General features: G+C 31.4%; 18 protein-coding genes and 1 pseudogene. 7 read left to right on the top strand and 12 right to left on the bottom strand.

The window, feature by feature from the left end; translation table 11 throughout:
* Positions 1 to 5 precede the first annotated feature (5 nt).
* From Q0975_RS10920 to Q0975_RS10910, 3 genes are read right to left on the bottom strand one after another with little or no spacing between them, the layout of a single operon-like run.
* Entirely contained in the window at positions 6 to 458 is a 453-nt protein-coding gene (locus Q0975_RS10920; protein ID WP_299436419.1) for a GNAT family N-acetyltransferase, read from the bottom strand.
* A complete protein-coding gene (locus Q0975_RS10915; RefSeq protein ID WP_299436416.1) occupies positions 458 to 850 on the bottom strand; it encodes a rhodanese-like domain-containing protein in 393 nt (130 codons plus the stop codon). Before Q0975_RS10915 ends, Q0975_RS10920 begins: the two co-directional genes overlap by 1 nt.
* A gap of 11 nt (positions 851 to 861) precedes the next feature.
* On the bottom strand, positions 862 to 1,167 hold the full coding sequence (locus tag Q0975_RS10910; protein WP_299436413.1) for an NIPSNAP family protein: 306 nt from the start codon (positions 1,165 to 1,167) through the stop codon (positions 862 to 864).
* A gap of 246 nt (positions 1,168 to 1,413) precedes the next feature.
* Between Q0975_RS10910 and Q0975_RS10905 the strand changes: the two genes are divergently transcribed.
* Entirely contained in the window at positions 1,414 to 2,301 is an 888-nt protein-coding gene (locus tag Q0975_RS10905) for a LysR family transcriptional regulator (protein WP_299436410.1), read from the top strand.
* A gap of 43 nt (positions 2,302 to 2,344) precedes the next feature.
* Here the strand turns inward: Q0975_RS10905 and Q0975_RS10900 are convergent, their stop codons facing one another.
* Positions 2,345 to 4,180: a S41 family peptidase gene (locus Q0975_RS10900; protein ID WP_299436407.1), complete on the bottom strand. Its 1,836-nt coding sequence runs from the start codon at positions 4,178 to 4,180 to the stop codon at positions 2,345 to 2,347.
* A 158-nt stretch (positions 4,181 to 4,338) separates the two neighbouring features.
* On the opposite strand from Q0975_RS10900, the gene Q0975_RS10895 reads away from it, so the two are divergent.
* Positions 4,339 to 5,463, top strand: a complete 1,125-nt coding sequence (locus tag Q0975_RS10895) for a histidine kinase (protein ID WP_299436404.1) — start codon at positions 4,339 to 4,341, stop codon at positions 5,461 to 5,463.
* Positions 5,464 to 6,165: a LytTR family DNA-binding domain-containing protein gene (locus Q0975_RS10890; protein WP_299436401.1), complete on the top strand. Its 702-nt coding sequence runs from the start codon at positions 5,464 to 5,466 to the stop codon at positions 6,163 to 6,165. It begins immediately after the preceding gene.
* An 84-nt stretch (positions 6,166 to 6,249) separates the two neighbouring features.
* Here the strand turns inward: Q0975_RS10890 and Q0975_RS10885 are convergent.
* The 7 genes and pseudogenes from Q0975_RS10885 to Q0975_RS10855 form a co-directional block, all read right to left on the bottom strand.
* Positions 6,250 to 6,441: pseudogene (locus Q0975_RS10885) on the bottom strand (T9SS type A sorting domain-containing protein); the annotation flags it as partial.
* 266 nt (positions 6,442 to 6,707) lie between these two features.
* Complete coding sequence (locus Q0975_RS10880; RefSeq protein ID WP_299436398.1) at positions 6,708 to 8,690, bottom strand: T9SS type A sorting domain-containing protein; 1,983 nt, start codon at positions 8,688 to 8,690, stop codon at positions 6,708 to 6,710.
* Positions 8,691 to 8,983: 293 nt separating this feature from the next.
* A complete protein-coding gene (locus Q0975_RS10875) occupies positions 8,984 to 9,997 on the bottom strand; it encodes a hypothetical protein (RefSeq protein WP_299436395.1) in 1,014 nt (337 codons plus the stop codon).
* Between the two features lie 3 nt (positions 9,998 to 10,000).
* A complete protein-coding gene (locus Q0975_RS10870) occupies positions 10,001 to 10,834 on the bottom strand; it encodes a hypothetical protein (protein WP_299436392.1) in 834 nt (277 codons plus the stop codon).
* 127 nt (positions 10,835 to 10,961) lie between these two features.
* Positions 10,962 to 13,880: a histidine kinase gene (locus Q0975_RS10865; RefSeq protein WP_299436389.1), complete on the bottom strand. Its 2,919-nt coding sequence runs from the start codon at positions 13,878 to 13,880 to the stop codon at positions 10,962 to 10,964.
* Positions 13,877 to 14,638, bottom strand: a complete 762-nt coding sequence (locus Q0975_RS10860; RefSeq protein WP_299436386.1) for a response regulator — start codon at positions 14,636 to 14,638, stop codon at positions 13,877 to 13,879. Before Q0975_RS10860 ends, Q0975_RS10865 begins: the two co-directional genes overlap by 4 nt.
* Positions 14,639 to 14,879: 241 nt before the next feature.
* Positions 14,880 to 17,081, bottom strand: coding sequence for a T9SS type A sorting domain-containing protein (locus Q0975_RS10855; protein ID WP_299436383.1), 2,202 nt, complete (start codon positions 17,079 to 17,081; stop codon positions 14,880 to 14,882).
* 547 nt (positions 17,082 to 17,628) lie between these two features.
* On the opposite strand from Q0975_RS10855, the gene Q0975_RS10850 reads away from it, so the two are divergent.
* The 3 genes from Q0975_RS10850 to Q0975_RS10840 all read left to right on the top strand — a co-directional run bounded on the left by Q0975_RS10850 (position 17,629) and on the right by Q0975_RS10840 (position 19,890).
* Positions 17,629 to 18,204 carry a DEAD/DEAH box helicase gene (locus tag Q0975_RS10850; RefSeq protein WP_299436380.1) on the top strand — a complete coding sequence of 192 codons (576 nt, stop codon included), beginning with the start codon at positions 17,629 to 17,631 and terminating at the stop codon, positions 18,202 to 18,204.
* A gap of 39 nt (positions 18,205 to 18,243) precedes the next feature.
* Complete coding sequence (thiE, locus tag Q0975_RS10845; RefSeq protein WP_299436378.1) at positions 18,244 to 18,888, top strand: thiamine phosphate synthase; 645 nt, start codon at positions 18,244 to 18,246, stop codon at positions 18,886 to 18,888.
* A gap of 102 nt (positions 18,889 to 18,990) precedes the next feature.
* Positions 18,991 to 19,890, top strand: coding sequence for an EamA family transporter (locus Q0975_RS10840; RefSeq protein WP_299436375.1), 900 nt, complete (start codon positions 18,991 to 18,993; stop codon positions 19,888 to 19,890).
* Positions 19,891 to 19,990: 100 nt separating this feature from the next.
* Here the strand turns inward: Q0975_RS10840 and Q0975_RS10835 are convergent, their stop codons facing one another.
* Positions 19,991 to 20,560 (bottom strand): DUF4251 domain-containing protein, encoded by a 570-nt coding sequence (locus Q0975_RS10835; RefSeq protein WP_299436373.1) that lies wholly within the window; start codon positions 20,558 to 20,560, stop codon positions 19,991 to 19,993.
* 270 nt (positions 20,561 to 20,830) lie between these two features.
* Between Q0975_RS10835 and Q0975_RS10830 the strand changes: the two genes are divergently transcribed.
* The gene (locus Q0975_RS10830) at positions 20,831 to 23,830 is read left to right on the top strand and encodes a carbohydrate-binding protein (RefSeq protein WP_299436370.1); all 3,000 of its coding nucleotides are present in this window, start codon (positions 20,831 to 20,833) and stop codon (positions 23,828 to 23,830) included.
* Positions 23,831 to 23,841 lie beyond the last annotated feature (11 nt).

Below are 23,841 nucleotides of genomic sequence, written 5' to 3'. Positions count from 1 at the left end.
TCTATTTATATTATGTTCCAAAAGAAACGTTCCTTTGTATTATGTTCCGCTCCTAATGCGTTATAAAACTCAATCGCATTTGTATTAAAATAAGGAGTTTGCCATTGCAAGTTATAGTTTTTTTTGAGCGCATATTTTTTTAGTTCTTTCATCATCATGCTACCTAATCCTTTCCCTCTAGCTTCTTCAGTAAGAAATAAGCAATCCATATAAAAGTAAAAGTTAGCATCCCAGGTTGAAAATTGTTTGAGAATTGTGGAATATCCTAGCAACCTACCGTTTTGTTCAACGACCAAGCATTTGATATTTTCATTTAATGGAAATAGATGTTCAGAAAGTAATTTCTCCTTATGTGATTCATCGTAATTCGTTTTTTCGTAGGTAGCATGTTCTTTACATAAAATGACAAGCTGCTGGATATCCTCTTTTTTAGCTAATCGAATAATTGGTATATTCATTAGCAAGCGCATTCGAACATTGATCCCGAAACTGCTTTTGTACCTTCAGTAGCATACCCATCAAATTTCCACCATTCTATACCTCCTATCAACTCTTTAACTTTAAAACCTAATCTCGCCATTCTGAGTGCTCCTTTGGTTGAGGCATTACAACCGATACCATCACAATAACAAATGTATGTTTTGGATTTATCTAGATGCTTTGTAGTTTCATCAGTCATGTCTCTATGAGGAATGTTTATAGCTGTTGGAATATGTTCTTTGTCATATCCGAATGTTTGTCTAGTGTCTAATGCTATTAAATCTTCTCCATTTTCAAACCCTGCATATAAGTCTGATGGATCCATTTCGTAGGCTAATTTGTTTTCGTAATGTTTAATTTGATTATTCATAATTCTATTGTTTAATTAAATATGGGTTTTAGAAAATTTCGTTTATAACTGATTATACATTTTGTTTCATCTGCATAGGCATATGCTTTAATACAATCATCGTCCAAAAGGCTATCTATTCTGTAGTTTTCATAAGCGGCTAACGAAGAGAAACTAAATAACGCATACGCTTTATTGCTTGCTCCTTCATGTGGTAAAAAATACCCATGATGTTGCCCTCCAAATTTATTTACTAAAGGAATCCACATTTTAGCGTAGGTAATAAATTCTTTGATTTTGAACGTATCAATTGTATAATCCAGATAACAGCTAACCATAGATATTCTTTTAAGATGGAATCAAAGTTATATTGAATGGAAGAAATCATTATGAAAATTATATGAAGAGTTTTTGAAGAACTTATGAATTATTTTCATTTCTAAACAATTCATTATTCAAGTTTATGATATGTATCTTTATTTCTTGTGTTATACCATTTACATATTGTCTAACTGAATTATTTTCAATAGTTCTATGATTATATTTCAGATATAAAAAAGGTCTAATGTTGTAAATTTGTATCTATGGAGATAAAATATTTTAGGCTGATAAAGACGATTGCAGAAGAAGGAAATATTGTTAATTCTTCGGAAAAGTTATTTTTGACACAATCGGCATTAAGTCACCAATTGATTGTATTAGAAGAACGTCTTGGTTTTAAGGTATTTCATAGGTCAAGAAACAAATGGAAATTAACTGAAGAAGGAGAGGAACTTTATAAGTTGGCAAATGAAGTTCTTCAATCCATTGAGAAGGGATTCAATAATATCAAGCATATAAAAGAAGGTTCTAAAGGTACTATACGATTAAGTACTGAATGTTCTACTTTTTATCAAGGTATACCAAGGTTTATACAGAAAATGGGAATTCTATACCCAGAAATAACAATAGAATTAACCGAAGCAACTCATCAGTCATTTACAAAATTACTTTCGAAAGATATTGATATCGCTATAGTTACTTCACCTTCCTCTTCTAAAGAATTGTTGTCTATAAAATTTTATGAAGATGATGTAATGGCTTTAATGAATAATGAACATTCACTAGCTTCGAAAAAATTTCTTGAAGCATCTGATTTTTTGAATGAGCATTTAATCATTCAATCATTTCCATTATCAACAGTTTCGGTTTATAAGCATTTTCTTGAACCTAATAACGTTGATCCTATTAAAATTTCTGCAGGAATTCACACTGAGATTTGTCTAGAAATGATAGCAGCAAATATGGGAATTATGTGTTTACCTAAATGGGTTTTAACTCCTTTTAAATTACCTGATAATGTTACGTACAAACAAATTGGTGTTAATGGCCTTAAACGAGTACATTATTTAGTTGTTAGAACAGCTGATAGAGATAAAAAATATATTGATGATTTCGTGAGTAATTTTGAAGAGGATTTTTCTTCGAAGTAATTTCTATTCTAACATATATTGATAATATACGATTCGTAATATTCTATCTATTATTAATAATTTCAATCAATTTTTTCAACTGAGTATCATTCCCTTTTAGAACCTGTTCTTCGTCTTCCGGAATATAGATATCAGGTTTAGTTCCGTTGCCATCTAATGTTTTTCCATTTCTTTGAAACGATAACATAGTGGAAATTCTAACTCGGATTTTTGAATGCTTTAAATTCATCTTTTTCGAGTTTCCGCTAGAACCATCTGTAGTAACACCGACTATCTTAATATTAGGCAACCCTTTAAATGCGCTGGTAAAAACTGTTGCAGCACTAAAACTATGCTCATTTACCAGGATATAAATCGGTTTCGCATATGGCATATTTCCGCTTTCTAAAACCATATAATGAGGGTTACTGAATTTTGATGAATCAAATTCCTTTTGTAATACAAAGTCTTTAGAAAATTCATCGATAGCTTTTTTATCAAAAGCATTAAAATTACTTGACGTATGTCTATATAAAAATCGATTAGACATAGATGTATGAATATTCGCCTTCTCTTCAGTCCGCAAATAAGCCACATTAGCAACCCAAGGAGCGTTTGATTTTGGAATATTATACTTTGCCAATTTTTGAATTAAATCTCTACCTCCACCAGGATTAAATCTGAGGTCTATTACAAGTGCCTTTGTATTATAAAAAGCAGCAAGTGTTGAGTTAATACATTGTTCTAAACCTTCAATTTCACCAAAATGATACATTTCCGGTAATGATATATAGCCAATATTCCCTGTTAATAATTTAGAGATCTGTTTAAAGTTTCCTTCTTTAATATCCCTGGATTTTAGAAAAGTGTTTTGTTTTAATTTAGAGTAATATTGAAACTGTTCTTTTTGTAGTTGAACTATTTCTGTTTTATCTTTTTTACCATTGGTGAAAACAACTTTAATCTGTTTTGGCAACGGTAAGTTATTAGTGAAGTAAAGTTTTCCAAGCTGTTGTATTTCAGACAGTCCCCTTCTAAATTTTGTTTCTTTTGGAGCTTTTTTAGATCTATACACTAATGAGTCTATCATTCTATCAATAGCTACATTATTTATAGATTTTATATAAGGATAATCAGGATGAAAATATTCGTATATCCCTTCTTTTTCTATGCGTTTTAAAGCTATCGCTTTTCCCTTTAACGCAGCTATTGAAAATGGTAATTGCAATGCATATGTGGGATGTTCCTTTTTTATAAAAGATTCATTTTTAACACTCGAATGTCTATCTCCTATTTCGGCCATTATTTTTGCTAATTCATATGCTAGATAATTGATATCGATATCATTTTTTGAAATCGATATTTTAGTTTTTAACGAGTTTATAGCACTTTTATAATTATAACTAGATACTTGTACATATGAAGAACGTTTTTCAAGAATCTGTTGAAACTCTTCTATATCTTCAATAGCCTGAGAAAGCGTTATTTTTTTCAACTTATTCCGTTTGTTTTCAATTTGGTAATTATATTTTAAAACTTTTTGCCTGTTTTCAAAGCTGTATATTCCTATTACATTTTTTTGTTGTTCACCAAAAGAAAGTACTAGGTTTACTTTTTCTTTTGGTCGAGATCCCATTTTTTTTAGTACTTCAATCAGATCTTCTGAAAAACGTTTTTTCCATTTAGTACCAAATTGACTCTTGCAAAAATCTAACAATTCTTTAGTAGTATATATATCAAGTTTTTCTAAAGTATACCATTCATTATTGAATTGTACAATTGGTTGTTTGTTTTCCCATGTAACCGCTGTAAAAGGAGATGCTTTTTCTAATTGCAATTGCTGACCAAACCCAATTAATGAAATGAAACATAAAGCAAATAGTACAAAGTAAGTTCTCATATTTTTAAATTAAAATCTTATCAAACGTATCTTTATTAGACTTTGTTTAAAAATATTATCGACAAACCTGAGTTCACAATAGATAATACTCATCTCCTACTCGACTTAACTGAAGAGCATTTCTCTATATTTATATTATAATTTATTAATGGTCAATAATGTTACAACTATCACATAAAACTATACAGACAATTAAAATTACATTTAATGCTGTTTTTATTGGATTTATAACTTTTAGCCTTTTAAGAAGAGCCTTCGTTTCACTTCCTGATAATTGGCTTTTCTTTTTAACAAGTGATGCTGTAGAGAATTTTTTATGCGCTTTTATTGGCTATTCCTTATATTATTATATACTAAAATTGAAAGGTATTTGGAAAAAAATAGGATATATAATTCTGTTTGTTATACTTCTTATAACATTAGCTTCACTTAAAAATTACAGAATACAGGAAAGAATAGAAACTGAGATGCTTTCCAACGAAAAAGAGGATAAAGTTCAAGTAAATAAAGAAGTCTTCTTGAGTGAAATTAATAAACTTAAAAACAGTTTTCATCAAAAAAGAAAGAGCGATGGATCTCGTAAAATATTCGAATACTTTACAAGTTTTTTGGGACAAGTACTTTTATTTTATTCACTCATCTATTTTGTAAATCGATTAGAATACCTTAATCGCTATAGAAAATTAGAAAACGAATTAAATCAAACGAAAGCGCAATTACTGCGTAACCAATTACATCCACATTTTTTGTTTAATGCATTTAACTCTTTGTATAGTTTGTCTTTAAAAAACCATCCAGACACCTCTGATTATATTCTAAAACTATCTAGTATGATGCGCTATTTAACGGATGAAACAGATCTTAATAAAGTACCGTTGACTAAAGAGTTAGATTTTATCAAAAAGTATATAGCAATAGAAAAAATACGATTTGGCAAAGATGCACGTATTAAACTTACGATCAATAACACCATCAATGATTCGATATTCATAGAACCTTTTCTTTTAATTACACTCGTAGAAAATGCTTTTAAGCATGGATTTTATACCAACTCGAAAGATGCATTCGTAAATATCAATTTGAATATTGAGAATAACGAACTTTTATTTACTGTTGAAAATAGTCTTTTTAATAAACAGCATTTTCAAGAAAGTAGCCGTAAAGGGAAAGGACTTAAAAACTTAAAGCAACGCTTGCAATTGTTATATCCCAAAAAATCAAGTTTACATATAAGTAGTACCAAAGAAAACTACACAACACAGCTTAAAATAACACTAACTTAAATGAAATTTTATAAAACGATAATAATTGATGATGAACCTTTAGCTATTGATGTTATAGCCCACCATTTAAAACGATTTTCTAATATTGAATTGGTTAAAACATTTACCGATTCTGTGGAAGCTTTTAATTACTTAAAGCAAGGACATCATATAGATATTGCTTTTACAGATATTGCTATGCCTGAAATTTCTGGGATTGAACTTGTAAAACTTTCTAAGGACAATACTAAGTTCATAATGACTACTTCTTTTAGTGAGTATGCCGTTGAAAGTTTTGATTTGGAGGTCGTGGATTATCTTTTAAAACCTATTTCTTTTGAACGTCTTACAAAAGCGATTACTCGTTTTGAAGATTTAGAAAAAGGTGCAAATCACAACACATTAGAACCTTCATTTTTTGTAAAAGAAGGTGATGAGTTTACTAAAATCCTAGTAAAAGATATTGATTACATCGAAGGCTTAAAAGATTATGCTAAGATTGTTATTGGAAATAATTATTGTTTAGCATTAAAAACATTAAAATCAATAGAAGAAGTATTAAGTACCTATAAATTTATGAGGATTCATAAATCATACATTGTTCCTTTACCTAAAATAAGTCAGTACAATGGTAAATGTGTATTAATCAATGATTCCGAAATCCCTGTAGGTAGTAGTTATAGAGAAGCTTTAAAAACATACCTAAATAACAACAAACTATAATTCTGTGTGACTTAAAAATAATAGATGCTTCAATCATAAAATTGAAGCATCTATTCATGAATAATTAGTTAGTACTTAATTATTTTATTTAACAATTAGTTTTTTAGTAACATCTTCATTGCCTTCGGATTGGATTTTTACTACATAAATACCAGAACTGAGTCCTAAGTTACTAGCAGAGAAATTATTTACACCTGGTTGTAATTTAGTTTCATATTTTTTCTGTCCTAATATGGTATAAATACTTACCATAGTTTCTACAGTACTTTCCGAGTTTAGGTTTAGAGAAAATAAATTTCTGGATTTATACTATAAGAAAAGCTTTCAGAAAAACCTCTGAAAGCTTTTATATTATACGCTATACCTATTTAAAAGAAGATCGTTGTATTCAAAACATATTTGTTTCACAAAAATTTAAATTATTTCAATAAAACCAGTGATACTTCTATGAAAACAAAGAAAACACAAAAACAAACAGTGCAGTATACATAATTAGCAGAACTGCTTTTAGCCTGTGCTTTATTATTAAATTTTCAATGTAATTATTGCTTAAATATTTTTTCAACTGTAATTCCATCATGATGTTCCGCTTTTATAAAATAAGTTCCTGATGATAGTTCATCAATAGCATACATTGGTAAACTTTGTGTAAATGTTTTTACCGCCTTACCCTGTAAATTGTATACGGTAATACTATTTACTTTTGTCTTAGATTGGATATAGAAAGAGTTTTTAACAGGATTTGGATAAACCACGAAACCTTTTAAAAATGTATTATCTTGGGTACTTAATAGAGGGGAATCGAACTCATAAGCTCCCAAATCTACCGTAGTATTAAAAATACGTTGGTTACCCAATAAATCGGCAGTAATACCTGATGGAATCCAAGAGTTATCACCATTATCTATTGCAGGGGATGTTGCTTGTAAATTATAATCGTTTTGAGATGCATTTACAAATAAAGGATTACTGTTTATTCCTATTTGCTGTCCACCTTCAACAATAGTAGCTAGTACTTGTGTGGTATTGCCCGAAATTAAAAAAGGGGCTGTAGAACCATTACCCCAAATAATAGAGTTAAACATATAGTATTGCAAACTTGTACCACTATTGTTATTTATTCTTATTACATTACCATTTACACCTGTGTTATTAGAAAATGTAGAATTTACAACCCTAACATTTATACCTTCTGGTCCTGGATTAGCCGCTCCGCTGGTTGTAATATAAAATACAGATGCCCCGTTGGCTGATATATTATTGTAGAATAAACAATTATTTATTACAGAATTTAATTTTTGATTAAACCCATCGCTACCATTAAGTAAAAAGGCTGAATTTGTATCAGAATAATTATCTTTTACTATACAAGATTCAAAGTTAATTGTAGATAAAATATTCTGCTCGCCACAAGGATAAAAACTTGAAAATACAGCAGTATCATTTGCTGTATTTTTTTCGAATATACAGTTTACTATTTCAGCTTCAATACTTCCAGAATTGTAAGGTTGCGTGTATAAAGCGCTACCTCTTCTGTTATCGTATTGTGCACTAGGTGTTACAGCACAATCAGATAATACAATCCCATTTGCATTTCCGCCAGAAATAGTAAATCCGTCTACAATTATATTTTTCACATCTTCTTTTAGTGTTATTACATGAAATGAGTTATCTTGCCTCGTAGCTTCAGTATCTATTAAGTTAGTAGTATCATCGCTGTTAAAATCACCACTTAAAGTTGTAATGTTAGTTCTAAAATTACGTTGAGAAATATTTGTCTCTGTACCTATAAAACCACCATATAATTTTGCGTTATCTGGTAAACTAAAGGTGCGATTTCTCCCTGTTCCTCCAGTTGGTACATATGTACCTTGAGCTACCCAAATTTCGTTAGATGAGCTAGCTAAAGCAATAGCACTAGTTAGATCTGTAAATGCATCTGCCCAAGAAGTTCCATCATTATTTCCTGTTGCATTTTGGTTGACATAAATTATTGGTTGGGGAGATATGGGTGTAAACACGATATCATCTACACCAAAATTAGTTTGAGAGCCATTTGTCCTAGTTATTTCTATTAGCTTAACATTGGTCCAATTTAAAGTTACTACTACGGCATTTTGCCCTACTGTAGATGTTGTAGTTTCTAAAACATTTCCCTGATTATCAAGAGAATTAAACGTCCAACCTTGATTATTAGCTACATCAAACACCTTAATACTTTGTATATTAAGTCCATTAACTGTAGTGCCCACACTTTCATTTACACCAATTTGAACCGAGAGTTCATTCTGCTGGTTTCTTACCGATAAGCCTGATGTACCTTGACCAGCTGTTGTTAACAAAATAGGCGTTAAGCTTGGTGCGTTAAAAACTACAAAGTACCGTCCATTAACGACTTGACTAACTGATGAATTTGGGTTTTGACTGGATCCATTTATTGTTGCAGTTTCCCAATCAAAGGTTTGCGCATTTGCACTAATAGTAAAAACTGCAAGCAGCATAAAATAAAGTAGTTTGTTTTTCATCTTAAATAATTTATCTGTTTTATAAAATCAAAGAAACTATACTCGTATAACATAGTTGTAAAGAACTTTATAAATAGCAATTTGGCTTTGTAAAAGAAGAAAACATGAGTTCCAGTAAAATTAAACCCCTCAAAATTCAATTGAATTTTGAGGGGTTTATAATTTATAAAATGTTGTAACGAATTAGCTATTTATACAATAAACTTTTTAATTTTCTTCTTAGACATTGTTTTTACCTTTTTGAGCTTACACTGTAAAGAGTAAAACAAATACGATAAGATAATTTATTGTCATTAATTAATAGCTATCGTAGAACCACATCCCGAATTTGCACTATAGACCTTATTAGTTGTAGTACTATAATTGTAGCTTCCACCAGACTTTGTTTCTATTTGTAAATAAGCATTTGTATCACAACTCCAAGTTGCTGTACTACCACTATCAATTCTAGTACCTCGATTACTACTCCCAGATTTACCTATATAAATGGTGTTCCCTGTATTATTGCGTAGTGTTACTTTATTTCTTGCCTTTGCGCCTTGATAATTTTCCTCGTTTTGCTTTATTCTTCTCTGTAAATCTTTGTACTCAGGTGTTGCTTTTATAGAGTCGTTATAACGTTTAATCTCTTCATCTCCCGCATTACGTGCTGCTTTAATTTTAGCAATATCACTCTTATCCTTAGCTGTAAGTGTATAGGCAGTTTGTTTTGCTTGCATAGCTTTTACATAATTGGTAAATTTTTCCACAAGGTTTATACTTTTTAAGTATTTATGAGTTGGGCTAAGTCCCGCGCTGTTAAGCTTTTGTTTCATTTTTCCTAGAAAACCACCTTTCTTTTTTTTCTTAGTAGTAGTTTCACCATTTTTAACCAGTGCATATACCTTAGTTATATCATTAACAGAAGGTACTCCTCCATCTGGAATTTTATCTAAAATAAAAATAATGTCATCTACAATAACATACCCTTCTTTTGTGTAGGTATGTTTCATATTCATGGTATGAGGATAACTGTCCATTCTACCATAATCACTTAATTCTGTTTCGCCAATTTCTCCCCAATCTTTTGATACTGGTTTTCCAACAAAACCAACAGGAATTCCACCACCTATTCGCAGTATGCTTACTTTAACTTTAGGTAACGACCTTGCAAAGTTACAGGTGCCTCCTCCATTTGGCGATATATCAGTAAAACCTTCGTAAATTGCATTTTCCCCATTGGCTTCAAGGGCTTCGAAGAATGATTTTTGCGCCTGCAAGGTTATTGTACACAAGGCACATATGGTAAGTAAAATTATTTTTTTCATGATTTATTTTGTTATGTTAATTTTTTGATATGGGCTATATCTTAACTCGCTTGCTGAAGAACCTTTTAATCTTAAAAAATATTCTCCTGTGTTTGGAATATAAGTTGTAAAATTTGATGTAATGAATGAATAACCTACTACATTATTGTCTGTTACAAATCTATTTGTTGCAACCTCTCCTAACTTATTTAAGTCTAAATCATAGATTTCAACACTTAAATCTAGGCCATTGGCAAGAGCCCAAGACCCTCCAAAGAAAAAATCGAATCTTTGTCTAGTCGGTAAGTTTAATTCGATCAAAACTGCAGAACTTGTATTTCTTTCTACAGAGAAGAAAAAATTATATAAAAAACCATCTTCATCTCCGTCAACCATAATGTAAGGTCTATCAGGTGAAATGGCTGGAATATTAATTTCTAATTCGGTGTTACTTTCTTTTTCTATAATAAAAGCTTTGTAAGTATCTACTTTAGCTTCAAATAACTCTTTAGTAAAGTTTAATATGTTTATACTTGGGTTAGTATCATCTTCTGTGTTTGAAAATTGAAGAGGTAACGTATATTCTTCCTTTAATACATCTCCTTTAATTTTTATTTCATAACTGTAAGCACTATTATATCCTTCAACTGATATCTCTGCATCCCAAGAGTTGTTGATTACATCTCCTAAATTAAAAAGAAAATAGGTGTCTCTAAAGTTCGAGACTGTTTTTGTGAAATAGGCTTTTGTAATGCTTTTGTCTTTTGGAGTATCTTCAATATTGTCATCACTACCTCCACACGATGCTAATTGCAGTCCAATTATTAAAATAAATAATCCCTTTTTTAAATTTTCCATTTTATATCATTAATAATTAATATTTATGCTAATTAACTACTAGAATATAAAATTTCATCAATCCACTTTATGAACTGCGAATTGGATTCATCAAGTGAAAAAAGTCACAGTCTGGATATTATATTTGTTATAAACTCTTCTTGTTAGGCATCGTTAAAATAACTTTGGTGCCTATAGCACCGCGATGTTCGTCGTATAGATCTTCAATGACATAGCCTATGTTTTGATCAAAACGTTTATTAAGAATAGTAAGACGTTTATTAATAGCGCTTAAAGCAAAAGATTCGTGATGATTACCTTGTCTTTTTCTTATGGCCTCTGCCCTTTTTCTGCCTACCCCATTATCTATAATTACACAGTATAAATAATCTTCTTTATACTCAAACGACACATTAAGTCTTTTTTGTCCCTCCTTATGTAATAAACCATGCACCAAAGCATTTTCAAGAAAAGGTTGTATCATCATAGACGGGATATATAAGTCTTGTTCTCCCTTATAAGAAATGGTATAATTAAAAGAATCTCCAAAACGTAATTTCTCAAGTCTTAGGTAAACTTCTAAAAATTCCAATTCTTGATCAACAGCTATAAAATCTTGATTTGAATATGTTAAAGTATTCCGTATAAGATTAGCAAACAAAACGATATAGTCATAAGAAGTTTCAGTGTCTTCTTTTAAGACTAAATCCTGAATAGAATTTAATGAATTAAATATGAAATGAGGGTTCATCTGAGAACGTAAGGCCATTAAGTTGATAGTTAATAGCTCTTTTTCTAACGAAATTTTTTCGAGTTGGGCCTCACGTTCCTTTTCTTTTGTTTTTATCTTTTTTCTTAAATAATATGTGACCAAAGAGATAGAACATACTATAATTCCAAGAAAGAACCACCACGTTTTCCAAAAGGGGTTTCTAATAGTAAAATCTAATGATTTTGTAGCACTATTATTTTTAAAATTTTCGAGATAAGGTTTTACTTCAAAAGTATAATTCCCTGCAGGAAGACTATTATATTTCACAAAATTTACTCCTGTTGTGGTCATAAACCAACTATCATTAAGTCCTTTTAACCTATATTGATAAGTTCCTTTGTGATTGAACAAAAAACCATTTACATTGAATCCAATTTCGATAGTGTTCTTGTCATAATCTAATTTATACTTATCCGTAAGGCTTGTATCCGTATCATTGATCTTAAATGCATTAAAATACACTTCAGGATTCTGATTTTTGAAGCTATTCGCACTATTAATTGAAAACAAACCATTACTTGAGGCAAAATATACCTTATTATCAAATATTTCAATACCAGTTATATCATAAGATAGAACGCCTTCACGTTTTGTGAGCGTTTTAAATGTTTTAGTTTTTAAACTAAGTAATTGAATACTATTGTCAGAGGCAATCCACAATCCATCTGCATCGCCTTTAATTTTTTGAATATTATTGGATGTTAAACCACTTGAAGTCGAAAAATGATGTCTAACCTCATTATCTTTGATACCATAAACACCATCTTTAAACGTACCTGCCCAAATAATACCATCAGAAGTTTGGCTTATGGTTTTTACAAAAATAGGTTTGTCTTTGTATCTAATGGTCTTAGATTGCCATAAAGTATCAAAAACTTTGAGTTCATCAACGTATGCAATCAGTGTTTCTTTTGTTTTAAAATTGTAATGAGAAGCATAGGTTCTTTTGTTTCTAGAAATAAATGTTGGTTGTTCATTAAACTTACCTTCTTTTATCAGTCCAACTCTATAGTAATCGGTATAAAGAAGCGTGTTGTTTTCTAAAATACATATACTTTTAACAGTTTGAAACTGTTCAATTTTCTCAATATTCAGTGAATCATAGTCTAAAACATAGCCGTTTATATCTTTACCTATCAATAATTGATTATAAGAATGATAGAACTTTATTGCCGAAACTCTATCTTTTGTTGGTAGTGTGATCCTTGTATTTTTGTTGGTTATTAAATTATAAAACCCAACATTTCCTTTTGTAGTACCATAAACAACAACAGAATCATTCACCTTATCCAGAGCGGTTATATTAGCATCTTTTGTAGAAAGGTCACTGATCTCTATAGCGATGTTTGGCACAACATAAACTCCGTTATTTAAAGTAGTAAACCAATAATTATGTGCACTGTCTTTTATTATTTTTGAAACATTTAGCGATCCAAAAATTCGTTTGACAAAATTCAATTTTCCATAAATCAATTTATAGATCCATACTCCAGAATTAGTAGCAATCCATATTTCGTTGTTATTTTCAAAGTAATCATAAATTCTTTCGTTTGAAATATCATTTAGTTCATAAATGGGTTTCGCCATTTTAGAGTGTAAATCATATTGAAAAAACACATTTTTATCATTTAAATTTTGATTAAAAAATACAGACGTTCCTATTTTGAAAAACCTTGATTTACCTCGTTTATTTTTAGAAGATTTATTTAATGCCGATTCACGTATCTGAAACAATGGAGCTATATTAACGTTTGATTTTAGATTTAAAATGATATCATTATCTTCTACATAAAAAGTATCATCAATTTTAAATGGAGATCCGAACTTCTTTTTGCTCTGTATTTTTTTGCTGTATTTTTTATCCTTAATATCTATGGTAAGAATGAAACTCCCAGAAAAGACCAACAAATTAGAGCCTGAAATTTCGAACTCGGCAAGTTCTCCTTTTAGTTCTTCACTCAAGTCTATAAATAATTCTAAACGGTTATCTTTTACATAAAAGAATTGACCCGAGATATTGTTGCACCATATCTTACCTGATGCGTCTTGTTTGACACCAAAAACAGATAGACCACGTTGCTGTTTATTGCTATAATTTACAAAGTGTTTACCATCGTATCTAAAAAAACCCTTATCTGCGCATAACCAAACAAAGCCCTTATCATCTTCTATTATATTATAAAACTCTTTATCCGGTAAGCCATCTTTTTCTGAAAGTTGTATAGAAACAGGTTCTTGCGCATCACTATTAAAAACACAAATGAGACATACTATGAATGTAATCTTTTTTATCAATTTAAGGGGTTTGAACTTAGTTTTTTCTGAAATGCTTCAATCCTTGTTCTTGAAATCTTCACTTTGACCGTTTGATCAATCATAGTGATAGTTTGAGCCGTTTTATTAAGTAATTCTACATGATCTAAATTTACAATCCATGTACGATGCGCACGAAAAAATGAGGCGTCTTTTGGTAAAATTTCTTCAAAATATTTTAAGTTTTTACTGGCAATAATAGTTTTATTTCCTATTAACAGTAATTTACTGTAAGCTCCTTCTGCTTGTATCGCTAGTATATCACTTAGATTCACAATTCGCCTGTCACCAAGTTCGGGAATTACAATTTTATTAAAATCTTTTTCTTTTATAGATTTAAGTAAGATATTATAATCGGTTAATGCAGATTTCTGCTTTAGTTTTACTTCTATTTTTTCAATAGTACTATCGAGTTTTGAGCGTTCTATGGGTTTTACTAAATAGTCGATAGCATTAAGTTCAAAAGCTTTTATAGCGTAGTGGTTAAAAGCGGTAACAAAAATGATTTCAAAATTAATCACATCAAAAAATCTCACGATTTCATAGCCAGCATAATTAGGCATTTGTACGTCAAGAAAAACCACATCAGGCTTAAATTTCTTGATTTGTTCAACACCTTCTTCCAGATTACCACAGGTAGTGATAACCTCAATGTTTTTATTTGTTCTGGATAATAAATTACTCAACACATTTCTTGCGCTTAGTTCATCATCTATAACTATTGCTGTAATTGTCTGCACAAAACAAATGTAATGGTTAAATACAAATTCTTGCACTGTATTTTTATAAATGGTAGAATTAGTTTATGAACGCTAAAAGATAAAGTTGTTTTTATAATAGGTATTATCACTAAATAAAGTTATAAATAGTTTCATTTTACACTAACTTTATCACGAAGTATAACATTCTTAAAATCTAAAGATGCTTCAATCATAAAATTGAAGCATCTATTCATGAATAATTAGTTAGTACTTAATTATTTTATTTAACAATTAGTTTTTTAGTAACATCTCTATTTCCTTCGGATTGGATTTTTACTACATAAATTCCGGTATTAAGCCCTAAGCTTTTGGCAGAGAAATTGTTTACACCAGAATTTAATCTAGCTTCGTATTTCTTCTGTCCCAATATAGTATATATTCTAACCATTATCTCTTTAGTACTTTCTGAGTTTATATTAAGAGAGAATTGATCGATTGTCGGGTTAGGGCTCATTTTGAAAGTACTTATACCTTCATCTTCGTTACCCAAAATAGGGGTCAAATCAATAGCATCATTAGTTCTTTCTGATACTAGAGAGCCTCCGCAAGATCCTTCATAAATCTTTACGTTAGAGAATATAGAATTGTTTCCTGAACCAGCATCGTTATCATTGATAAATACTAATCTGTCCATATCTCCTGTATAGAAAGCACCTACTGGTATTACATATGTTGTCGTACCACTAGAATAGTTATCAAAATTTGTTACTCCATAATTTTGAGTACCATGTACTTTGAAATATCGTGACGATGTTAAGGAATTATTATTTTCAAAACCTACTGCGTGAATTTCTCCTTGGGATGTGCTACTAAATTCGAACTCGATAACCGTATTAGCCGTTACTGTATAATTAAGACCAATGTATTTCCAAGTATTATTTGATAAAGACAACGCATCTCCACCACTTCCTATAGAAAAATCTCCTGCACTATCCTGATTAGAGAAAGAAGTAATTGCAAAATCATTAAAATTAATACTATCACAGGTTGGGTTTGGATCTCCAGAACCATTTTGAATACTTACTGCATCAATGGCAATATCACTTTGCCATCCACTATTACCAGATCCTGTTACCACATTAAATCGTAATTGTACACTAGCATCTCCTGCAAATGTAGCAAGATCAACATTAGCTGTAATCCAGTTATTACCTTGTGCGCCATTTCTGCTAAACACAGATTCCCAGGCTCCTTCATTATTTTTTCTTGCTTCCACAGTTAAACTATTTATAGCACTTCCAAACATATGGTATTGAAAACTAAGTGTCGGAGTAGTCAAACTACTAAAATCAAGACATGGTGAATTAAGAATCGCTCTTTTATTAGGGAATCCTGTACCATTGCCAGATGCTTCAACATAAACATATGTGCTTCCGTCCGCTGCGCTACTTGGTCCTGTTTGATTAGAAGGAGTACCTCCAGAGTTTCTTGTGAAGTTTATATCATCACCGGATGTAGCATTGCTCCAATCACCAAAATTATTTTCAAAACTTTCACTGAAAGGGAAAGAAGATATATCTCCAGAACAAGTATCCGTTGGAGGAGGTGGCGGCGGTGTTCCATCAATTGCTCCATCGATATCAAATCGCGAAAAGAAGTCCCAAATTTCTTGAGAAGTACTTACATTTCCTCCATTCCAGCTATGTGCTTTCCCTTGAACTCTAATAAATTCTGCAGTCACACCATTATCTCCATTATCCCAAATAGAACGAGTAGATCCGCCTCCTAATTGAATAATGTCAGGTGTGGAGTCACCATTATTAACTGCAGCCCAATATTCCATTACTTGCTGAATAGAATTATTTGAACCATTACCATTTATAGAAATAACATTGTCATTGCTACCTGTTATTTGCAATACAGCTGTTGGATGTTGGGGTTGGCATTGATTATTAGTTATCCAACTTCTTGTCATACTTCCAGCCACTGAAGCAACAGCCGCAATTCTTGGACTTAATTCACAAGCTAGTCGATAACTAAAAAAACCACCATTTGAAAATCCAGTCGCATAAATACGTTTTTCATTGATATTATAATCTTCTTGGATTTTATCAATTAAAGCATCAGAAAATCCTAAATCGTCCTCATTACCCCCAAAATTATTATTTATTGCCCATCCAGCTAAAAAGCCCAAGCCTTGAGGGGTAACAAATATAAATTGATTGTCTTCTGCCAATTGCCTAAAGTCACTTTGGTTATACTGTGTATCAATATTATTGGTAAACCCATGAAAATTTAAAATAAGTGGAGCGGGTTTACTTGCATCGTAACTTTGGGGAACATAAAGCCGGTATTGTCTTGTTCTTCCATCATTCTGAATGGTGGCATTAATAACCTGTTGCGCATAGGTAGCTGCGGTGGTCATAAATGTAATTGCTAAAAGCAATAAGGTTTTTTTCGTAACGCTTAGTTGAGTTTTCATTTCGAAAGTTTTAAGATTAATTAATTTGTGTTAAATAATTTGCGCCAAATAGTTTAAAAGTATTATGCGTGAATAATAAATAATTGAATGCGGCAAATATAGTTAATTTTATATAACTGTTAATTTTATTCTTAATTTATTACAAAATTCATAATTATGTTATATAAAAAATAACATAACTTCAATTTTTTAAGATCTCTCGTCCATCAAAATCTAGAAGACTTATCCAGCCCAGAGATGCTATACTAGCATTCCTAACATTTTATTTATAGTTTTTTTATTGAAAATTATACACTTATTTATCACTTGGCTTATCACCTCTCTCCTACCTTTTAAATCGGTATGGAGAAATCATTTTAGTCCATAAGTCTATTACTCGGAATGAAATAGTGTAGTATCTATTACACTGTAATAGAAAAAGTAATTACATCCATTTATTTAGTTTCTAGGTAGTATATTTGCCCTGATCATAATGAATATTTCGCGAAAAACAGTCATCTCCTTAAGTACTATGCCTTTTAAAAAATTACACTCCAACATACTAGAGATGCTAGCGTATCTAGAAATAGCAACACCTACCTCTTTTCAGAGCAAGAGTATTCCTGTAATAAAAAGCGGTGCCAATGTATTTTGTACAGCCGAAAAAGATAGTGGAAAAACAACAACACTTATACTTACTACCTTGCAAAAATTAAAATGCGAGGCAGTTGGAAATGCTCCAAGAGCTATAGTTCTTGTAGAAAATAAAGAAAGAGCTGCGGAATTATATGACACTTTTTTAGCATATACTAAGCGTAATTCGTTACGAGTATATATAGCCCACGAAAAGTTTCATATTGATTTGATAAAATCAGAAATTTTTGAAGGTATAGATATTCTTATTTCCACACCTAAGACACTTAATAAGTTGTTTTTATCAAACGGAGTAAGTACGTCTCAATTAAAAATATTTAGTGTAGATGATGCTGAGTTTTTAACTGAAAATTCGGCATATACAGCTATTCTTTCCATTACTCGAGTAATTAAAAAATGTCAGTTTGTGTTATACTCAGAAAAAATACACCCAAAACTGAAACGCTTTGAGTCTAATTTTATGGAATACGCTAAAAAAGTAACCGCTTAGCATTGTATCTGATTTTTGATCTATAACAAAAACTAAAACATGATTATACCAAAACTACACTACATATCACAAGGAAGTTCTCCAAAAATGCATCTGGAAAACATTCAAAAAGCATGTACATCTGGTGCAGAATTAGTACAATTACGTTTAAAAAATCTTTCAGAAAAAAAAATCTTAAAATTAACCGAAGAAGCTAGAGAAATCACATCTCATTTTCAAACCAGATTAATTATTAATGATTATTATAAAATAGCAAAAAAGGTAAAAGCAGATGGTGTTCATTTAGGAAAAACAGACACTTGTCCTACAATAGCGAGAAAAGATTTATATACTTGGCAAATTATTGGTGGAACGGCAAACACTCTAAAAGATTGCGAAACATTAATTGAAAAAGAAGTTGATTATATCGGTTTAGGTCCTTTTAGATACACTATAACAAAAGACAATTTAAGTCCGGTTTTAGGTTTAAACGGTTATACCGAAATTATTGGTGCTTTAAAAACTAAAACACCAATTATTGGTATTGGTGGCATTACTGTACCAGATGTTACTGACATATTAAAAACAGGTATTTCTGGAATAGCAGTTTCTGGAGAGATTACCAAAGATTTTAATACTATTAAAACATTTAACCAATTGCTAAACGCATCTTCAACAGAAGAACAACGTTATACATTCAAATAAAATGATAACGATATTTCATTAGTAAACATAATTTTATATTTCTAATTTCAAATTGTACTAGTAATCTAATTACAAAATGAGTTAAAAACTTATATTCGCGCCATGTGGATGTATTTAGGCCTATTGGCTGCGCTTTTTTTGGGATTACACAATTTATGTAAAAAACATGCGGTTCAAGGAAATGAAGTTTTTCCTGTACTTCTAGGAACAATAGGTTCAGGACTTTTATTACTTCTTCCTGTTTTTATAGGTTCCATCTATTTTCCTGAATATACTCAACAAATAGGATTTCATATTGATAATATCTCCTGGAAGACACATGGTTTTATTTTTATAAAATCGATTATAATGACAACATCCTGGGTACTGGCTTATCAAGCTTTAAAGCATTTACCAATAACCATAGTAACTCCGATACGTTCTGCTGGTCCTTTTTTCACTTTTATTGGCGCTATTTTAATTTATCAAGAGAAACCTAATTTGTTGCAATGGATTGGCTTTTTTCTTATTATTTTTTCCGTTATACTATATTCTAAAATAGGAAAAAAAGAAGGGATTAACTTTAAAAGAAATAAATGGGTATTTGCTATTATAGGCGCAACATTTTTAGGAGCTTCTAGTGGTTTATATGACAAGTTCTTGATTCAGAACTTATCATTGAATCCTCAAACTTTACAATTTTGGTTTTGTACATATACGGTACTAATTTTAGTAGGTATTTTATCTATAACCTGGTTTCCTAATACTGAAAAGCGAAAAAAATTCACCTGGCGCTGGACGATCATTGCGGTTGGTGTTTTATTACAAGCAGCAGATTATTTTTATTTTAAAGCTTTACAAGATCCTGATGCTTTAATTATGCTATTATCCGCTATTAAGCGAAGTCAGATATTAATTGCTGTTGTTATAGGTGGACTTGTTTTTAAAGAAAAAAACAAACGAAAAAAATTAGTTCCATTGTTTGGTATTATGATGGGAGTATTTTTGATTTTGTATTCATAAATCAGTAAAATATACAATCTGATAATATTGATTTTATGCGAGGTGTCGTAATACATACTTTAATGTACTGATATTAATCATCAAACTTTATACACGAATCTTAATTAGTAACTATTTTACTTTCAGCATCTAAAGCAGATACAGTTCCTGCGTATCTAATAAAAGTTCTATGAGTACTATTTACGGTAATGTTACTACTCCAATTTGGAAATAAGGTGATAATCACTCTGTAAGATTCCATATTATTATTTGCTGAAAATTTTATTACATGCTGTTGTCGTTTTTCATCTTTTATCACTTCATAATGATCTGGTATCCCTTTAAATACAATACCTCCTCCATTTCGTGTAAACCGTCTAGGAAGTTGTTGTTCTCCAAAGTATGGTAAATTCATAGCAATACTATCTCCATAAATTTTAATATGATTCGAATTACCAATCAAAGTGATGCCACCAGAAGAACTTCCAGGTGGAAGTAATCCACTATTTGCAATACTATTCATACTGGCTGTTCTCAATGGATACGCCCAATCCGATTCAATGCTAAAGCTTTTTTTCGAAATCAATACTTGCAATGCTTCACTTTTTGCGGTTGGTACTATTGTCTTTTTAGCACTATTACATCCAATCAGCATACCTCCTATCATTAACATAAAAACTAAACTCCTCATCTCTCTATCATTTTGTTTTACAATAAGTTAATAATCAATTTTCATACCGTAATTTACGAATTTTATCCTTTATGGTTCCGTTGTTGACCGCTATTTTAATCTAATTTTGAAATTTATAAAGCTTCATCGCCAGCGTATTCTAAAAATGTACTTACGAATTCTAAAGAGACACCTACCTATACTCTATGATTATATATATTTATAAATTGGTTGACCAAAATAAATTTTGGTTAACCAATAAAAGAATTAACCAACTAACTAATTGACACAATGAACTACTCTTATCCTATTAAAAAAGTCATTTTATTATTCTTTTTTCACATCATAGCTATACATTTTGCAGAAGCTCAGATGGTACATCCTGGCATATCCCATAAGAAATCAGATCTTGATAGGATGAAATATATGGTGGAAGCAAAAATAGACCCTTGGTATACTTCCTATCAAAATATGATTGCTGATTCTAAATCCAGCTATAATTATAATGTTCAAGGAAATGAAAGCTTTACATTATTAGCAAGAGATTCTCCTCGAACCAATTATAATGCTTGGAATAGTGATATTCGTGCTGCATATTATAATGCCATTAGATGGTATGTTAGCAAAGATACTAGACATGCCGAAAAAGCAATAGAAATTTTTAAAGCTTGGTCTAATTTAAAATCAGTAACCAGTAACGGAACAGAAGCACTAAGTGGCGGTATTGCTCATATAATGATTGAAGCCGCAGAAATTATAAAAAGCACCTACTCTGACTGGTCAGCATCTGATATACAAAAGTTTAAAGATATGTTAGTGTATCCTGGATACTCTAACACAACCGTTCCTTCTGATATCAGGTCTAATAGCACATTTTATTGGAGTTCCTATCAAGGAGATCCTGGACGTCACGGTAATCAGGGATTGTCAGGTTGGCGTACGGTTATGGCGATGGGAATCTTTTTGGATAACGAAATCATGTATGATCGTGCACTTAGATATATAAAAGGACAACCACACCGTTCTGATGATTTATCGTATCCATCAGGTCCAAGAACACACACAAATCTTATTGATTCAGGAGAACACGTAGATACCTATAATACTTCACAAGGAAACTCTATCCCTGATTATGGGTATAATGAAGTATTGACCAATTATATTTATGAGACGGGGCAATGTCAAGAATCATCTAGAGATCAAGCACATGTAATGTTTGGTTTGGGATTATTAAACGCTATGGCAGAAATGGCATGGAATCAAGGAGATGATTTATACAGTCACGAAGATGATCGTTTGTTATTAGGATTAGAATATTCATTACGTTATAATGTATCATATCTAGCTTCATATCCTGATCAAACCTCTCCCTGGGAACCAAGTACTTTTCTTCAAGGTTTTGATAGAACTGAAAGATGGTACAGTAAGTCTATAAGTCCAGACGGTATTGGAGGTTTTACAAAAAATCGTCCTAATTGGGAGATGTCTGTAGGACATTATATCGGTAGAGGATTTAAATCAGAAGATGAAGCGAAATGGACATTACGTGCTCGAGACAAATCAATAGAAATAGATGGATATGAACAAGCTGGTTGGACCAATGATGCTCTTGGTTGGGGAGGTCTGACTTATAGGAGGCCATCTGGTTGTTATGGAGATCCAATCAGTGGGTTTACAGCCGGATTACCTGATTATAATATGAATGTTTTACCTATGACCATTGAGGCAGAAAACTATGATTACTCTCCTGTGATTGGAGAAGGAAGAACCTATAAAGATTCTTCTAATGGTAATTCTGGAAATCAATATCGTACTGATGAAAATGTAGACGTACAAACTCGTACTGGAGGTGGTTATAATATAGGTTGGATAGCCTCAGGAGAATGGTTGGCATACACAGTGTATGTGCCAGAAACAGCTACCTATGATATATCTATAAACTACGCAGCGAACAGTGCCAGTGGTAAAATCAAATTCGAATTTGGAGGCAATGATAAAACAGGAGAAGTACCCTTAGCTGCAACGGGAGGAACACAAATATGGAATGATCTTACAGTTAAAACAGGAATCACATTATCTAAAGGGGTACAAAGCATGAAAGTTCTGGCTAGTGGAGCTTCTAACTCATTTAATCTTAATAGTATTAAAATTTCCAGAAATAATGATAATGGAGGATCAGACAACCTCGCCTTAGGAGGAACAGCTACACAGTCATCGACCAATCAAGCACATGGAGGTGCTGCTCCAAGAGCTATAGACAATAATACCAATGGATCGTGGTCAGGAGGATCTGTAACTCATACAGAAACAGAGGTAAACCCTTGGTGGCAAGTGGATCTGGAGTCCAGTTATAGTATTGATGAAATTGTCGTTTTTAATAGAACCGATTGTTGTACAAACAGGTTATCAAATTATACCGTCTCTATTATAAATTCGGATGGAGACACTACATTTTCTAAGTCTTTTACCTCTGCTCCTAACCCTTCAATCACTGTAAATGCAGGTGGAGTAACTGGTCATATAATCAAAGTGCAAATAAATGGAAATGGTACTTTATCTCTTGCTGAAGTAGAAGTATATGGAGAAGCTATTACGACTGGTGGAGGCAACTTCCAATTAATAAAAAGAAATGCTACCGGATTTGCTATTGATGGTGGTAGCGGAGCTGTTGTAGGCAGAAGTGTTGAATTGTATACCAATGTGCAGCATAATAATTTAACATGGACAGAAATTGATCGCGGAGGAGGTTATTATTCATATCAAAAATACAATACCAATGTATGCTTAGATGGAGGATCTGGAGGTACTAATGGACAAGATGTGACACTACAACCTTGTGACGCTTCAGACTATGGTCAGCAATGGGAAAAAATAGATGCTGGTTCAGGACATTATCGATTACAAAAACGAGGAACGAATTATTCATTAGATGGTGACCGTGGCGGCGCTATTGATCAAAACGTATATCTATGGACCTCTGGTAGCACCAATCAAAATCAACAATGGAGGTTTGATACAGTCGAAAATTCTAGATTAGGAACCAACGAAATTAAAAAAACTTATATTAATCTTTATCCTATTCCGCTCTCTGATCTACTTCATATTAGTATTGATGGTTCGAAAACTGCTAAAATATACATCTTCAATAGTGTAGGTCAAGCAGTGCATAATGAGCAAATAGAAAATGGAATCGGTTCAATCAGTTTAGGACATTTACCAATTGGATTATATATCGCAAAGATTACAAATGGAAAAGAGATAATTAACCGAAAGATTTTAATCGAAAAATAATTTAAAAAAGC

The organism is uncultured Aquimarina sp. (assembly GCF_947500065.1).
GTDB lineage: Bacteria > Bacteroidota > Bacteroidia > Flavobacteriales > Flavobacteriaceae > Aquimarina.
The sequence above is the reverse complement of the archived record's forward strand: the minus strand, read 5'-3'. Positions and strand labels throughout refer to the sequence as shown.